Below are 14,573 nucleotides of genomic sequence, written 5' to 3' on the forward strand. Positions count from 1 at the left end.
ACCTTCTTGCTCATGCAAGCAAAAAACAGCACGGCCAAGCAAAAGGCGGCGCGCAGGGCCGGGCCCTCCTTCACGGAGACGGGGCGCCGCGCCCAGATCGTCGCCGCGGCGATCGAGGTCATCGCCGAGGCCGGGTACCACCGGGCCTCCTTCGCGAAGATCGCGGAGCGCGCCGGGCTGAGCAGCACGGGGATGATCTCGTACCACTTCGACGGGCGGGACGACCTGATGCGGGAGGTCGTCACCGACGTGATGCGGCTCGCGGAGGGCTATCTCCGTCCCCGTATCGAGGCCCACGAGAGCTATGCGGCCCGGCTGCGCGCCTCCATCGAGGGCAACCTCGACCTGTGCGCCGAGTACCCGAACCACCTCGCGGCGATCGTCGAGATCCTCGCCAACCTCCGCGGCGGCGACCCCGGCATGGTCGCCTTCCTCGACACCACGGAGGCCAACCTCGCCGTCCAGGTGGAACAGCTCCGCAAGGCGCAGCGGACCGGCGAGTTCCGGGACTTCGACCCGTGGGTGATGATGCGGGCGATCCGCGCCGCCATCGACGACGTGGTGCGCCGCGCCACCCACGATCCCGGCCTCGATGTGCGGGCCGCCGGCCGGGAGCTGGCGGACCTGTTCGACCGCGCCACCAGAAGCACGTCATGACCACGGACACGGGGGCAGGCACCATGGCAACGCCACACGCACCACAGACCGGAACCGACGCGCCCGCGGCGGCGCCCGTCCCGGGCCGCACGGCGGCGCTGCGCCGGCGGCTCGCCGCGCAGCTGCTCTTCGAACTCGTCCTCCCGCTCGGCTCCTACTACGGGCTGCGCGCGGCCGGCGCGAGCCAGTGGCTCTCGATGGTCGCCGGCGGTGTACTGCTGCTGCCGTGGATCGGCTACGGCATCGTGCGCCGGCGCCGGGTGGAGGCGATGGCGGTGTTCACGCTGACCCTGGTGGTGGCCGGCACCCTGCTGTCCCTGATCAGCGGCAGCCCGCGGGTGCTGATGATCCGGGACAGCTGGCTGACCGCCGCGATCGGGCTCTGGGTGCTCGGCACGCTGCTCACCCGGCGCCCGTTCATCATGTCGGCCTCGCGCGGCATCGTCATCGCCAAGGTCGGCGAGGCCGGACTGGCCCAATGGGAGGCGCGGTGGGACCCGGAGCCGGCCTTCCGTCACCACCTGCGGCTGGTCACGGCGGTGTGGGGCGCGGTCTTCCTGCTCGACGCGGTGCTGCGGGTGGTGCTGGCGTACACGATCCCGGTGGACGCCTTCCCGCTCGCCGGCACCGTGCTCTGGCTGGCGCTCCTCGGCGGGCTGCTCACCTGGCACAACTGGTACCTCACCCGGCACGGCATGAAGCTGTAGGGGAGCCGTGGACGCCGACGTCGAGGTGCTGATCGCGGGGGCGGGTCCGACCGGCCTGCTGCTCGCCAACGAGCTGGGCCTGGCCGGGGTGCGGACCACCGTCGTGGAGCGGCTGCCCCAACGGACCGGCCGGTCCAAGGCGCTCAACCTCCAGCCGCGCACCGCCGAGGTGCTGGACTGCCGGTGGCTGCCGCGGCGGATTGGGCCGACCGTATCGATCAGGGGCCCGCGGCCGACGGCGGCGAGGCACTGCTGGTCCGCCCGGACGGGCATGTCTGCCGGGCCGGGCGGGACGACGACGCGGATGGTCTGCGCGCAGCCCTCGCCCGTTGGTTCGGTCCGTCCCGGAGCCGGCTGCCCGACGGCGGCGCGCCCGGGCGGCTGCGCTGACGCGGATGGCGCCCTCACCGGGACGGGCCGCCCGTCGCCGTTACCGGGACGGGCCGCCCGGGCCCTGCACTGCTCAATGCACCAGCGGCAGCGTGGCCATCTCCGCGACGGTCCAGGTCAGTGGGGCCAGGACGAGGAGCAGTGACAGGAAGCGCAGGGCCGCGGCGCGGTGGAGTACCGAGGCGGAGGCGCCGAGGCGGCGGAGGGCCGCCGTGGTGTGGGCGCGGGCCGAGCGGGACTCCACTGCGGCGGTGAGCGCGCTGGCGGTGACACAGGCGAGGACGACGGCCGCGCCGAGCGCGGTGAGCGGGCCGAACGGGCTGGCGGGCGAGGACTCGTAGACCTTCACGGCGGCGTACGCGGCGGAGGCGACCGCGCACAGCACCCCGAGCGGGCGGCCGAGGCGGTGCGCCTCCTCCTGGAGCACGCGGCCGGACAGCAGACGCAGTGCGCCGGGGCGGCCGGCGCAGAGCAGCCGGCCGCACAGATGCACCAGACCGGGACCGGCCAGTACGAGGCCGAAGGCCGACAGCGCCCAGCCGGCCAGTACACCGGGCGGGCTGCCGACGAGCCGGCCGGGCAGCGGCAGCAGTCCGCCGGGGGCGTGGGCGCCGCGGCTGGCGTACGCCTCGATCGCCAGGCCGGCCGCGGCCATCGCGATGCCCCACGGGAGGCCGGAGGGCTGGGCGGTCCGGGGGCGGCTGTCGATCTCGGGAGCGCCGGCCTCGTCGCGGGGGCGCAGGGCGACAGCGGTCGCGGCCGCGGCGGTCAGCGGCACGGTCGCCAGCAGCAGCAGGGCGCCGACGAGCGGCACCGGGTGGCCGCTGCCGAGCAGGTCGGAGTCCAGACCGAGGGAGGACGGGCGGCCGAGCTGCCCGGGGCCGAGGTCGCCGCGCAGCCGGAGGAAGGCCAGCAGGGCCAGCGCGACGCCGAGGAAGCAGGTCAGCGCGGTGGAGGCGGTGGCGAGCAGGGTGAGCCGGAGCGGGCCGAGTCCGGCGGCGGTCATGCCGCGCTGGAGGCGGGCGGCGGGGTCCGTACGCGCCGTGGACACCGCGAACTGGGCGGTGGCGGCGAGCGGGGCCGCGCACCACAGCAGGCGCACCAGCGACTCGTCGACCGCGGACGGATGGCCGGCGGCATGGCCGAGGGTGGAGAGCAGCAGGAAGCCGGTGCCGGCCGCCGCGGCGGTGACCGAGAGGCGGCGCAGCAGGACGAGGGGGCGCGAGCCGCGGGCTAGACGGAGAGCGAGCACTCTGCCCTGCTTTCCTCATCGGAGGCGCCGTTGGTGGCGGGCGCACCGCTCGACTGGTGGCCGTCGAGGAGCGCGAGGGTCCGGTCGGCGAGCGTGGCGGCATCGGGGTCATGGGTCGCCAGGACCACGGTGATCTGGTGCGAGCGGGCCGCGGTGGTGAGGGTGCGCAGTACCTGGGTGCCGTCGGTGCGGTGCAGCGGGGCGGTCGGCTCGTCGGCGAACAGCACCTGGGGCGTGGTCGCGAGGGCGCGGGCGATGGCCACGCGCTGGCGCTGGGACTGGTCGAGCTTGGCGGGGCGGCGCCCGGCGCACATGCCGACGTCGAGGCGGTCCAGCCATTCGAGGGCGGTGTGCTTGGCGGAGCGGGTGCCGGTGCCGCGGAGCAGGAGGGGGAGGGCGGCGTTCTCCCAGGCGGTGAGTTCGGCGACGAGGTGCGGTTCGGTGTCGATCCAGCCGAACCGGTCCAGCCGCAGCCGTTCGCGGCTGGGGGAGGAGAGGGTGTGCACGGGGGAGCTGTTGAACCACACCTCGCCCTCGGCCGGGACGAGTTGACCGGACAGACACTTCAGCAGGGTGGTCTTGCCACTGCCGCGCGGGCCGGTGACGGCGAGGATCTCGCCTTCGGGGACGCCGACGGAGACTCCGGCGAGGGCGGAGGTGCCGCCGTACGCGTGGTGCAGGCCGCGGGCCCAGAGAACGTCGTTGTCAGGCGGGGCCACCATCTGCGCACCTCTTGTTGTAGGCGTCGAATCGTTCCCCCGACCGGGTGAACGACCATGGAGGGTATCGGTCACAAGCACGGTAAGGATTGGTGACCCCCGGTATTCGCCGCTTGGCAGCACAACGGCCCAGATTCACTCGTATGGCTTGAAGTGAGTGAATCCGGGCCGCTGGATATTCAATTGTGTACGAGTGGACCGGTTGGCGCCGTGAGGGTCAGAGCTTGGTCCAGGCCTCGGTGAGGACCGTGCGCAGAATCTGCTCGATCTCGTCGAAGACCGGCTGGTCGGCGATCAGCGGCGGGGCGAGCTGGATGACCGGGTCGCCACGGTCGTCGGCGCGGCAGTAGAGACCGTTGTCGTACAGCGCCTTGGAGAGGAAGCCGTACAGGACGCGCTCGGTCTCCTCGTCGTTGAAGGACTCCTTGGTGGCCTTGTCCTTGACGAGTTCGATGCCGTAGAAGAAGCCGTTGCCGCGGACGTCGCCGACGATCGGCAGGTCGTGCAGCTTCTCCAGGGTGTTGAGGAAGTTGGCCTCGTTGTCGAGGACGTGCTGGTTGAGGCCCTCGCGCTCGAAGATGTCGAGGTTGGCGACGCCGACGGCCGCGGAGACCGGGTGGCCGCCGAAGGTGTAGCCGTGCAGGAAGGTGTTGTCGCCCTTGTAGAACGGCTCGGCCAGGCGGTCGGAGATGATGCAGGCGCCGATCGGGGAGTAGCCCGAGGTCATGCCCTTGGCGCAGGTGATCATGTCCGGGACGTAGCCGAACTTGTCACAGGCGAACGTCGTACCGAGCCGGCCGAAGGCGCAGATGACCTCGTCGGAGACGAGCAGTACGTCGTACTGGTCGCAGATCTCGCGGACCCGCTGGAAGTAGCCGGGCGGCGGCGGGAAGCAGCCGCCGGCGTTCTGCACCGGCTCCAGGAAGACCGCGGCGACGGTCTCCGGGCCCTCGAAGAGGATCTGCTGCTCGATCTGGTCGGCGGCCCAGCGGCCGAAGGCCTCGGGGTCGTCGCCGTGGATCGGGGCGCGGTAGATGTTGGTGTTCGGGACCTTGTGCGCGCCGGGGACCAGCGGCTCGAAGGGGGCCTTCAGAGCGGGCAGGCCGGTGATGGACAGGGCGCCCTGCGGGGTGCCGTGGTAGGCCACCGCGCGGGATATCACCTTGTGCTTCATCGGCTTGCCGACGAGCTTGAAGTACTGCTTGGCCAGCTTCCAGGCGGTCTCGACGGCCTCGCCGCCACCGGTGGTGAAGAAGACCTTGTTGAGGTCACCGGGGGCCTCGTTCGCCAGCCGCTCGGCCAGCTCCACCGCCTTGGGGTGGGCGTAGGACCACACGGGGAAGAAGGCCAGCTCCTGCGCCTGCTTGAAGGCGGTCTCGGCGAGCTCCACCCGGCCGTGGCCGGCGTTGACCACGAAGAGGCCGGCGAGCCCGTCGATGTAGCGCTTGCCCTTGTCGTCGTAGATGTTGGTGCCCTCGCCGCGCACGATCGTGGGCACGGGGGCATTCTCGTACGACGACATGCGGGTGAAGTGCATCCACAGGTGGTCGTATGCCGTCTTGGAGAGGTCGCCGCTCATTGCTATCTCGTTCCCCAGGTGTAGGTCTGCTTCCGGAGCTTGAGGTACACGAAGCTCTCGGTGGATCGGACGCCGGGAAGCGTGCGGATCCGCTTGTTGATCATTTCCAGAAGGTGGTCGTCGTCCTCGCAGACGATCTCGATGAGGAGATCGAAGGAGCCTGCCGTCATGACGACGTACTCGACCTCTTCCATGACCGTCAGGGCGTCGGCAACGGGGTCGAGGTCACCTTCGACGTTGATGCCGACCATTGCCTGCCGTCGGAAACCGACCGTGAGGGGGTCGGTGACCGCGACGATCTGCATCACGCCTTGGTCGAGCAGTTTCTGTACGCGCTGGCGTACCGCCGCTTCGGACAGGCCGACGGCCTTGCCGATCGCGGCGTACGGACGGCGCCCGTCCTCCTGGAGCTGCTCGATGATCGCCAGGGAGACGGAGTCAATCGATGGGGTGCCGGTTCTGTCATGACCGTTACGGGGAGCCACGCCGTTCACTGTGCACGAGCCTCGTCTGTCTTGCAACCCCAAACCGATGAAATTAGTCGTCTAGCGATCAGAATTTCACTGATTCCGTTGTTCATGGGTGGCGGGTGTGTTGAAAACGTGGGTTCCATGGCTAGGGTGGATGTCCAAACCACCAGACTTCTGACTGAAGGGGGCGCACAGTGACCACCGCACTGCGTCGTCTGCGCAACTACATCGACGGGGAGTTCCGGGACGCCGCCGACGGGCGGACCACGGAGGTGGTCAACCCCGCCACGGGTGAGGCGTACGCCACCGCCCCGCTCTCGGCCGCCGCCGACGTGGACGCGGCGATGGCCGCCGCCGAGGCCGCCTTCCCCGCCTGGCGCGACCTGATCCCGGCCGAGCGCCAGAAGGTCCTGCTGAAGATCGCCGACCGCTTCGAGGAGCGGGCCGAAGAGCTGATCGCCGCCGAGTCGGAGAACTGCGGCAAGCCGGTCGCGCTCGTACGGTCCGAGGAAATCCCGCCGATGGTGGACCAGATCCGCTTCTTCGCGGGTGCCGCCCGGATGCTCGAAGGCCGCTCGGCCGGCGAGTACATGGAAGGCTTCACCTCGATCATCCGCCGCGAGCCGGTCGGCGTCTGCGCCCAGGTCGCGCCGTGGAACTACCCGATGATGATGGCCGTGTGGAAGTTCGCCCCGGCGCTGGCCGCGGGCAACACCGTCGTCATCAAGCCGTCCGACACCACCCCGGCCTCCACGGTGCTGATCGCCGACATCATCGGCAGTGTGCTGGACGAACTGGGCCACTCCCGCGGCGTGTTCAACGTCCTCTGCGGTGACCGCGAGACCGGCCGGCTGATGGTCGAGCACAAGGTCCCGGCGATGGCCTCGATCACCGGCTCGGTGCGCGCCGGTATGCAGGTCGCCGAGTCCGCGTCCAAGGACCTCAAGCGGGTCCACCTGGAGCTGGGTGGCAAGGCGCCGGTCGTCGTCTTCGAGGACACCGACATCGCCAAGGCCGTCGAGGACATCTCGGTCGCCGGCTACTTCAACGCCGGCCAGGACTGCACGGCCGCGACCCGGGTGCTCGTCCAGGAGTCCATCCACGACGAGTTCGTCGCCGCGCTGGCCAAGGCCGCCTCGGAGACCAAGACCGGCGCGGTCGACGACGAGGACGTGCTCTACGGCCCGCTGAACAACGCCAACCAGCTCAAGCAGGTCAAGGGCTTCATCGAGCGGCTGCCCGCGCACGCCAAGATCGAGGCGGGCGGCGAGCAGGTCGGCGAGAAGGGCTACTTCTTCGCCCCGACCGTCGTCTCGGGCCTCAAGCAGGACGACGAGATCGTCCAGCACGAGGTCTTCGGCCCGGTCATCACCGTCCAGTCCTTCAGCGACGAGAAGCAGGCCGTGGAGTGGGCCAACGGCGTCGAGTACGCCCTGGCGTCCTCGGTGTGGACCAAGGACCACGCCCGCGCGATGCGGATGTCCAGGAGCCTCGACTTCGGCTGTGTGTGGATCAACACCCACATCCCGCTGGTCGCCGAGATGCCGCACGGCGGATTCAAGAAGTCCGGCTACGGCAAGGACCTGTCGGCCTACGGCTTCGACGACTACACCCGGATCAAGCACGTGATGACCTCCCTCGACGGCTGAGCCGGGGGAACGCTCCCGTCGGGCGGAACGCTCGACACACCGTCGCGGGCGGAGGCCCGGCAATTGACGCTCTGTCGCTTGCCGCCTCCGCCCGCGGCACGTGAGAGTGCTCGCCATGGCAGATCTTTCGCGGCGGGCGCTGCTCCGGGGCATGGGCGGACTGGGTGTGACGGGGGCGCTGGCCGCCATGACCGGATGCGGGGTGCCGCCGGCCTACGTCGAGACGGCGGACCGCGGCGGCCCGGACCGGTCGGCACGGGACCACCGGCTCGTCTTCGCCAACTGGCCCCTCTACATCGACGTCGACGACCGCCACAAACAGCGCCGCCCCACCCTGGACGCCTTCGAGCGGCACACCGGGATCTCCGTCACGTACACCGAGGAGATCAACGACAACGACGAGTTCTTCGGCAAGATCAGCCCGGCGCTGATGAACCACCAGAGCACCGGCCGCGATCTGATCGTCATCAGCGACTGGATGTGCGCCCGCTTCGTCCGGCTGGGCTGGGTCCAGGAAATGGACCGCGCCGCCCAGCCGCACGTCGCCCGGAACCTCGATCCGCTGCTGCGGAACCCGCACTTCGACCCGGGCCGCACCCACTCGGTGCCCTGGCAGTCCGGCATCACCGGCATCGCCTACAACCGCAAGAAGCTCGGCCGGGAGATCAAGCACACCGCCGACCTGTGGAAGGACGATCTGCGCGGCCGGGTCACCCTGCTCTCCGGGCTCGACGAGTCCTTCGCGCTGCTCATGCAGGGCGAGGGGGTGGACATCACCCGCTGGACGGCCGACGACTTCCACCGGATGACCGACCGGATCCGCCGCCTGGTGAGCAAGGGCCACATCCGGCGCTTCACCGGCAACGACTACATCAAGGACCTGGACTCCGGGGATGTGCTCGCCGCGCAGGCCTACTCGGGCGATGTGATCCAGCTCCAGGCGGACAACCCGGACATCGAATTCGTGGTGCCCGAGGAAGGAGCCGAACTCTGGGCCGAGAGCCTGCTGATCCCCGACCTCGCCGAGCACAAGCGCAACGCCGAGCGGCTGATCGACTACTACTACCGCCCCGAGGTGGCCGCCGACCTGGCCGCCTGGGTCAACTACGTCTGCCCCGTACCGGCCGCCCGCGACATCCTCGCCTCCTCCAAGGACAAGGAACGCGCCGCACTCGCCGAGGACCCGCTGATCTTCCCCGACGACACCATGCGCAAGCGGCTGGCCATCGCCCGCGACATCACGTCGAAGGAGCGGCCGGAGTTCGCCAAGGAGTGGAACGGGATGGTGGGGTTGTGAGGGGAGGGCTCAAAATGGCGGAGATGACGTCACCGCATGAATCCTTCTATCGGCCCCTGGGCGACGGCCTGTACGCGAGCAGCCCCTCCACCGCGGGGCCGTGGAGCCCGAAGGCACAGCATGGCGGCCCGCCCTCCGCGCTGATGGGGCGGGCGTTCGAGCAGCACGCGGCCCGGGAGGGGTTCCGCATCGCCCGCGTCACGCTGGAGCTACCGCGCCCGGTTCCGGTGGGCGATCTGCGGGCCGAAGTCCGTACCCTCCGCTCGGGCGGGCGCACCGAGCTGTTGGAGGGCGAGCTGACCTCGGACGGTGAGAGTGTGCTGATGGCGCGGGCCTGGCGGGTGGCCGGCAGTCCTGCCGACACTCCCCGGCTGCGGCCCGTTTCCGACCCGCCGCAGCTTCCTCACCCGCAGCCCGCGCACACGATGGCGGACGCTCACCTGGACGGCTACATGTCAGCGATGGAGTGGCGGTTCGCGCCAGGAGACGGGTTTGACACGCCCGGCCCGGGAACGGCCTGGGCGCGGCAGCGCATCCCGCTGGTGGCCGGTGAGGAAGACACTCCCCTGACGCGGGCCCTGACCCTGGCCGACAGCAGCTGGGGGGTCGCCTTCGAACTCGACCACCGGCAGCAGTTCGTCATCAACACGGACGTCACGCTGGCGCTGCACCGGGAGCCCGTCGGTGAATGGCTGTGCGTACGGTCCGCGACCGCGGCCAGCCCCGGCGGATCCGGCCTGGCGCTCGGGCAGCTCGACGACCGGGACGGAGACTGCGGCCGCGTCCTGCAAACCTTGTTGGTCGCCGACCGCTGACGGGCCCGCGAGCATGCTGTGAACCCCTGTGACGGGAGCGGCAGTTCGCCCTCGGGAGCCACCCCGCCGCCGTCCAGGGCGGCGGGGCAGCGGGAGTCAGGCCGTCGCGGCCGTCGCCGTCAGCCGCGCCACGATGCCGTGTAGGTGTCGATCTCGGCCGTCAGCTTCGCCTTGGCGGTGGTGTCCATGAAGGACGCGGTCACGGCGTTCTTGGCGAGGGCGGCCAGGCCGGTGGTGTCCAGGCCCAGCAGGCGGGCGGCGACGGCGTATTCGGTGTTGAGGTCCGTGCCGAACATCGGGGGGTCGTCGCTGTTGATGGTGACCAGTACGCCCGCGTCGGCCATCTCCTTGACCGGGTGCTCCTCCAGGGTGCGCACCGCGCGGGTGGCGATGTTGGAGGTGGGGCAGACCTCCAGCGGGATGCGGTGCTCGGCGAGATGGGCCAGCAGCCGGGGGTCCTGGGTGGCGCTGGTGCCATGGCCGATGCGCTCGGCGCCCAGCTCGTTGAGGGCGTCCCAGATCGTGCCGGGGCCGGTGGTCTCCCCGGCGTGCGGTACGGAGTGCAGACCGGCCGCGCGGGCGCGGTCGAAGTACGGCTTGAACTGCGGGCGCGGCACCCCGATCTCCGGGCCGCCCAGGCCGAACGAGACCAGGCCCTCGGGCTGGAGGTCACAGGCGATCCTGGCGGTCTCCTCCGCGGCCTCCAGACCCGCCTCACCGGGGATGTCGAAGCACCAGCGCAGCACCACGCCCAGCTCCGACTCCGCCGCCTTCCGGGCGTCCTCGATGGCCTCGACGTACGCGGCGTCGGGGATACCGCGGCGGGTCGAGCTGAACGGGGTGAGGGTCAGCTCGGCGTAGCGGATCTGCTGGCGTGCCATGTCCCGGGCGACCTCGTAGGTCAGCAGCCGGACGTCCTCGGCGTCGCGGACCAGGTCCACGACGGAGAGATAGACCTCGATGAAGTGCGCGAAGTCTCGGAAGGTGAAGTAGTCGGCCAGCGCCTCGGGGTCGGTGGGGACGGCGGAGTCGGGGTGCCGCGCCGCCAGCTCGGAGACGATGCGCGGGGAGGCCGATCCGACGTGGTGGACGTGCAGCTCCGCCTTGGGCAGGCCCGCGATGAAGGCATCGAGATCGGACAACGGTTCCTCCTGGTCAAAGGGCGCGCATGGGTGCGCGGAACGGCCTGGCCATGCTAAGTGGGGCAGGGCCCGCCGGGGGCGCGGGTCCGTGGATCGCTCCCGGCCGGCCGGCTGCACGGTTCGCCCTACGACGCCGTGCCCGCCGCTTCCCGCAGCCGCTGGCGGGCCGCCATCAGCGCGAAGCCGAGCAGATTCAGCCCCTGCCAGCGCGCCGGGTCCGCGGCCCGCTCGTCGTCGGCGGCGAGGCCGATGCCCCATATCCGGTCCACGGGGCTGGCCTCGACCAGCACCCGGGAGTTCGTGCCGAGCAGATACTCCCGCAGGGCGGCGTCCTGGCCGAACTTGTGGACGCTGCCGTCGACGACCAGGTCGAAGCGGTGCCGCTGCCAGGTCTCCTCGTCGAAGCCGCGGACCGTGCGCCCGGCGTCCTTGGCCTGCTTGGGGTGGCGGGCCGCGAGGACCCGGCGCTCCGCCTCCGCGTCGCCGAACAGCCGGGCCTTGCCGGCCATCATCCAGTGCTCCGCGGTGGCGTAGTGGACGCCCTCGGCGGTGAAGGGGGCGGGCCACCACTGGCTGAAGCAGCTCACGCCCAGGCTGCCGTCACGCCGAGGGCTGTGGCCCCAGAAATGGACGTATTTGAGACGCTTGCCGGTGGCGGTCCGCCGGCACAGCTCCCCGACCGAGCGGGGCCCGTCCGCGACCGGTCCGGCCGCGTCCCCCGTGGTGCTCCCCGTGCTGTCGTGCATCATGCCGGGATTCTGTCAGCGGGCACTGACAACGTGTCGGGGTCCCCGAGGGTGAAATCGCAGAATCCGTCGCGTAACCAAAAGGCAACAACGGAATCCCTTGTTGAGGCCGCTCTACTCTGTCAAGATCGGCCATCGATTCCGGAAATAGCTACGCCGGAAGGTGCCGCTGAGCGGCTCCGGCGCCCGGCGGAGGAGAGCACCATGGATCACCGATTCGATGTCGCCGAGCGGTTCGCCGAGGGCGCGCAATTCATCGCGGGAAGTCTCCGCACCGGCAGTTCCGGACGCACCCAGGACGTCGTGGACCCGGCGACCGGCGAGACGGTGTACTCCTACGCGCTCGCGGGGACGGCGGATGTCGACGCGGCCGTGGACGCCGCCCGGCAGGCGTTCCCGGAGTGGGGCGGTGCCACACCGGGGGAGCGCTCCGACACCCTGCACCGTTTCGCGGCCGCGCTCGCCGAGGACGCCGCCGATCTCGCCTACGCGGAATCGCTGAACTGCGGAAAGCCGATCAAGCTCAGCAACGAGTTCGACGTACCGGGCTCGATCGACAACGCGGCCTTTTTCGCGGGCGCCGCCCGTCACCTGGAGGGCAAGGCGGCCGGCGAATACAGCGCCGACCACACCTCCGTCATCCGCCGCGAGCCGATCGGCGTGGTCGGCTCCATCGCGCCGTGGAACTACCCGCTCCAGATGGCCGCCTGGAAGGTGCTGCCGGCCATCGCCGCGGGCAACACCATCGTCCTGAAGCCGGCCGAGATCACCCCGTTCACCTCGCTGCTGTTCGCCCAGGCCGCGCAGCGCGCCGGGCTGCCCGACGGGGTGCTCAACATCGTCTCCGGCGCGGGCCGGGACGCCGGTGAGCGCCTTGTCGGCCACCCCTCCGTCGCGATGACCTCCTTCACCGGCTCGACCGCCGTCGGCAAGCGCGTCGCCGAGATCGCCACCAGCACCGTCAAGCGGCTGCACCTCGAACTCGGCGGCAAGGCCCCCTTCGTCGTCTTCGACGACGCGGATCTGGAGGCCGCCGTCCATGGAGCGGTCGCCGGATCGCTGATCAACACCGGCCAGGACTGCACCGCCGCCACCCGCGCCTACGTCCAGCGCCCGCTCTACGACGCCTTCGTCAGCGGCGTCGCCGACCTGATGGCGACCGTACGGCTCGGCGACCCCTTCGACCCGTCCACCGACCTGGGCCCGCTGATCTCGCACACCCAGCGCGACCGGGTGGCCGGCTTCGTCGACCGGGCGCGCGGCTACGCCACCGTCGTCACCGGCGGCGAGGCGCCCGGTGGCGAGCTGGCCAAGGGCGCGTACTACCGGCCGACGCTGATCGCCGGGGCCGCGCAGGACAGCGAGATCGTGCAGTCCGAGGTCTTCGGTCCGGTGCTGGTCGTGCTGCCCTTCGACAGCGACGACGAGGGCATCGCGCTGGCCAACGACACCCCCTACGGGCTGGCCGCCTCCGCCTGGAGCCGGGACGTCTACCGCACCGGCCGCGCCACCCGCGAGATCAACGCGGGCTGTGTCTGGGTCAACGACCACATCCCGATCCTCAGCGAGATGCCGCACGGCGGCGCCAAGGCGTCCGGCTACGGCAAGGACATGTCGGCCTACTCCTTCGACGAGTACACCCAGGTCAAGCACGTCATGTACGACAACACCGCGGTCGCGCGCAAGGACTGGCACCGCACGATCTTCGGGGACCGCCCGTAAGGGCTGCCCACCGCTGAGCACCACCTGGCACCACCGAGCCCCCACCGGCCCCCGCGGGCCCCACCCAGCGGCCAGCGCCGCGCGGCATCGTCACCACCGGCCGAGCGCCGGGCTCATCCCCTGAAAGGGCACTGCGCATGGAGCACCACGAGCAGCCCGAACCCCTGTCCCCGGTCGAACTCGCCGCCATGCGCCGGAGCCTGACCGACGGCCGGCTCGCCATGAGCCGCCGCGCCCTGCTGCGCGCGAGCGGCGCCATGGCGGCCACGATCGGGGGCCTCGGCGCCCTGGCGGGCTGCGGTATCCCGCCCGCGGGCCGTACGGACGCCGGCCGTTCCGCGGACCACTCCGGGGCGGAGAAGCGGATCAACTTCTCCAACTGGACCGAGTACATGGACGTCACCGACGACGGCAAGCACCGGCCCACCCTGGAGCACTTCACCCGGCGCACTGGCATCGCGGTCAAATACACCGAGGACATCAACGACAACGACGAGTTCTTCGGCAAGATCCAGGCCCAGCTCGCGGCGGGCCAGGACACCGGCCGGGATCTGATCGTGCTCACCGACTGGATGTGCGCGCGGATGATCTCCCTCGGCTGGATCGAGTCCCTGGACCCGGCCAACCTTCCGCACGCCTACAGCAACCTCACGCCCCAGTTCCGCAGCCCCGCCTGGGACCCCGGCCGCGCGCACTCCTACCCCTGGCAGGGCATCCCGGCGATCATCGCGTACAACAAGAAGGCCACCGGGGGCCGCAAGGTCGACTCGATCAGCCAGCTGCTGGAGGACCCCGAGCTCAAGGGCCGGGTCGGCTTCCTCTCCGAGATGCGCGACAGCGTCGGACTGACCCTCCTGGACATGGGCAAACGGCCCGAGGACTGCACCGCGGACGACTTCGACGCGGCGCTCGCCCGGCTCCAGAAGGGCGTGGACTCCAAGCAGATCCGCCGCTTCACCGGCAACGACTACACCACCGACCTGGACAAGGGCGACCTCGCCGCCTGTGTGGCCTGGGCGGGTGATGTCGTCCAGCTCCAGAACGACAACCCGGACATCGGCTTCGCCGTCCCCAAGGACGGCTATATGACGTCCACCGACAACCTCATGGTGCCGAACAAGGCCCGCCACAAGCAGAACGCCGAACGGCTCATCGACTACTTCTACGAGCCGAAGGTGGCGGCGAAGGTCGCGGCGTACATCAACTACGTCTGCCCCGTGGAAGGCGTACGCGAGGAACTCGCCAAGATCGACAAGAAGGCGGCCGCCAACCCGCTGATCATCCCGGACCAGGAGATGGCCGAGAAGTCCCACTCCTTCCGTGCCTTGTCCGCCAAGGAGAACAAGGCGTTCACTCAGAAGTTCTCCGACCTCACCGGCGCCTGATCCCCCCTCTCAGGCCCGCCGAGCCGTTTCGCCCACCGACCCA

14 protein-coding genes and 1 pseudogene are annotated in these 14,573 nt (G+C 70.6%); 9 read left to right on the forward strand and 6 right to left on the reverse strand.

The genetic code is table 11. The features are described from left to right. The first annotated feature begins 12 nt into the window (after positions 1-12). The 4 genes and pseudogenes from QT196_RS28855 (at position 13) to QT196_RS28870 (ending at position 1,754) form a co-directional block, all read left to right on the forward strand. Complete coding sequence (locus QT196_RS28855; RefSeq protein ID WP_168481600.1) at positions 13-657, forward strand: TetR/AcrR family transcriptional regulator; 645 nt, start codon at positions 13-15, stop codon at positions 655-657. Beyond that, a complete protein-coding gene (locus QT196_RS28860) occupies positions 654-1,364 on the forward strand; it encodes a VC0807 family protein (protein ID WP_290355974.1) in 711 nt (236 codons plus the stop codon). Before QT196_RS28855 ends, QT196_RS28860 begins: the two co-directional genes overlap by 4 nt. A 25-nt stretch (positions 1,365-1,389) precedes the next feature. After that, positions 1,390-1,509, forward strand: a pseudogene (locus QT196_RS28865) (FAD-dependent monooxygenase); the annotation flags it as partial. A 38-nt stretch (positions 1,510-1,547) separates the two neighbouring features. Next, positions 1,548-1,754: a hypothetical protein gene (locus QT196_RS28870; protein WP_266734504.1), complete on the forward strand. Its 207-nt coding sequence runs from the start codon at positions 1,548-1,550 to the stop codon at positions 1,752-1,754. 73 nt (positions 1,755-1,827) lie between these two features. On the opposite strand, the gene QT196_RS28875 is transcribed toward QT196_RS28870, so the two are convergent. The 4 genes from QT196_RS28875 to QT196_RS28890 form a co-directional block, all read right to left on the reverse strand. Further along, positions 1,828-3,006, reverse strand: coding sequence for a hypothetical protein (locus tag QT196_RS28875; protein WP_168481602.1), 1,179 nt, complete (start codon positions 3,004-3,006; stop codon positions 1,828-1,830). Further along, positions 2,988-3,728, reverse strand: a complete 741-nt coding sequence (locus QT196_RS28880; protein WP_168481603.1) for an ATP-binding cassette domain-containing protein — start codon at positions 3,726-3,728, stop codon at positions 2,988-2,990. The genes QT196_RS28875 and QT196_RS28880 overlap by 19 nt, the downstream gene beginning before the upstream one ends. 214 nt (positions 3,729-3,942) lie before the next feature. Next, entirely contained in the window at positions 3,943-5,304 is a 1,362-nt protein-coding gene (locus QT196_RS28885; RefSeq protein WP_168481604.1) for an aspartate aminotransferase family protein, read from the reverse strand. 2 nt (positions 5,305-5,306) lie between these two features. Further along, entirely contained in the window at positions 5,307-5,798 is a 492-nt protein-coding gene (locus QT196_RS28890; RefSeq protein ID WP_085927545.1) for an Lrp/AsnC family transcriptional regulator, read from the reverse strand. A 170-nt stretch (positions 5,799-5,968) separates the two neighbouring features. Here QT196_RS28890 and QT196_RS28895 point away from each other — a divergent pair, with 170 nt between their 5' ends. From QT196_RS28895 to QT196_RS28905, 3 genes are all read left to right on the forward strand, one after another. Continuing rightward, complete coding sequence (locus QT196_RS28895; protein ID WP_168481605.1) at positions 5,969-7,423, forward strand: gamma-aminobutyraldehyde dehydrogenase; 1,455 nt, start codon at positions 5,969-5,971, stop codon at positions 7,421-7,423. 115 nt (positions 7,424-7,538) lie between these two features. Continuing rightward, positions 7,539-8,720 carry a spermidine/putrescine ABC transporter substrate-binding protein gene (locus tag QT196_RS28900; protein WP_168481606.1) on the forward strand — a complete coding sequence of 394 codons (1,182 nt, stop codon included), beginning with the start codon at positions 7,539-7,541 and terminating at the stop codon, positions 8,718-8,720. Positions 8,721-8,743: 23 nt separating this feature from the next. Then, on the forward strand, positions 8,744-9,535 hold the full coding sequence (locus QT196_RS28905; protein WP_211117445.1) for a thioesterase family protein: 792 nt from the start codon (positions 8,744-8,746) through the stop codon (positions 9,533-9,535). A gap of 119 nt (positions 9,536-9,654) precedes the next feature. Here the strand turns inward: QT196_RS28905 and QT196_RS28910 are convergent, their stop codons facing one another. After that, positions 9,655-10,677, reverse strand: a complete 1,023-nt coding sequence (locus tag QT196_RS28910) for an adenosine deaminase (protein WP_168481608.1) — start codon at positions 10,675-10,677, stop codon at positions 9,655-9,657. A gap of 125 nt (positions 10,678-10,802) precedes the next feature. Then, positions 10,803-11,426 carry an NADAR family protein gene (locus QT196_RS28915; protein WP_168481609.1) on the reverse strand — a complete coding sequence of 208 codons (624 nt, stop codon included), beginning with the start codon at positions 11,424-11,426 and terminating at the stop codon, positions 10,803-10,805. 201 nt (positions 11,427-11,627) lie between these two features. Between QT196_RS28915 and QT196_RS28920 the strand changes: the two genes are divergently transcribed. Further along, positions 11,628-13,145 (forward strand): gamma-aminobutyraldehyde dehydrogenase, encoded by a 1,518-nt coding sequence (locus QT196_RS28920; RefSeq protein ID WP_168481610.1) that lies wholly within the window; start codon positions 11,628-11,630, stop codon positions 13,143-13,145. 137 nt (positions 13,146-13,282) lie between these two features. Continuing rightward, complete coding sequence (locus QT196_RS28925) at positions 13,283-14,530, forward strand: spermidine/putrescine ABC transporter substrate-binding protein (RefSeq protein ID WP_168481611.1); 1,248 nt, start codon at positions 13,283-13,285, stop codon at positions 14,528-14,530. The last annotated feature ends 43 nt before the right edge of the window (positions 14,531-14,573 follow it).

The organism is Streptomyces sp. P9-2B-2 (genome assembly GCF_030406865.1).
In the GTDB taxonomy this organism is placed as follows: Bacteria; Actinomycetota; Actinomycetes; order Streptomycetales; family Streptomycetaceae; genus Streptomyces; species Streptomyces platensis.

Bases quoted from the DNA above. Each gene is read 5' to 3' on its own strand.
- QT196_RS28855 (WP_168481600.1), top strand. From the start codon at position 13: ATGCAAGCAAAAAACAGCACGGCCAAGCAAAAGGCGGCGCGCAGGGCC.
- QT196_RS28905 (WP_211117445.1), top strand. From the start codon at position 8,744: ATGACGTCACCGCATGAATCCTTCTATCGGCCCCTGGGCGACGGCCTG.
- QT196_RS28885 (WP_168481604.1), bottom strand. From the start codon at position 5,304: ATGAGCGGCGACCTCTCCAAGACGGCATACGACCACCTGTGGATGCAC.
- QT196_RS28925 (WP_168481611.1), top strand. From the start codon at position 13,283: ATGGAGCACCACGAGCAGCCCGAACCCCTGTCCCCGGTCGAACTCGCC.
- QT196_RS28880 (WP_168481603.1), bottom strand. From the start codon at position 3,728: ATGGTGGCCCCGCCTGACAACGACGTTCTCTGGGCCCGCGGCCTGCAC.
- QT196_RS28915 (WP_168481609.1), bottom strand. From the start codon at position 11,426: ATGATGCACGACAGCACGGGGAGCACCACGGGGGACGCGGCCGGACCG.
- QT196_RS28860 (WP_290355974.1), top strand. From the start codon at position 654: ATGACCACGGACACGGGGGCAGGCACCATGGCAACGCCACACGCACCA.
- QT196_RS28900 (WP_168481606.1), top strand. From the start codon at position 7,539: ATGGCAGATCTTTCGCGGCGGGCGCTGCTCCGGGGCATGGGCGGACTG.
- QT196_RS28920 (WP_168481610.1), top strand. From the start codon at position 11,628: ATGGATCACCGATTCGATGTCGCCGAGCGGTTCGCCGAGGGCGCGCAA.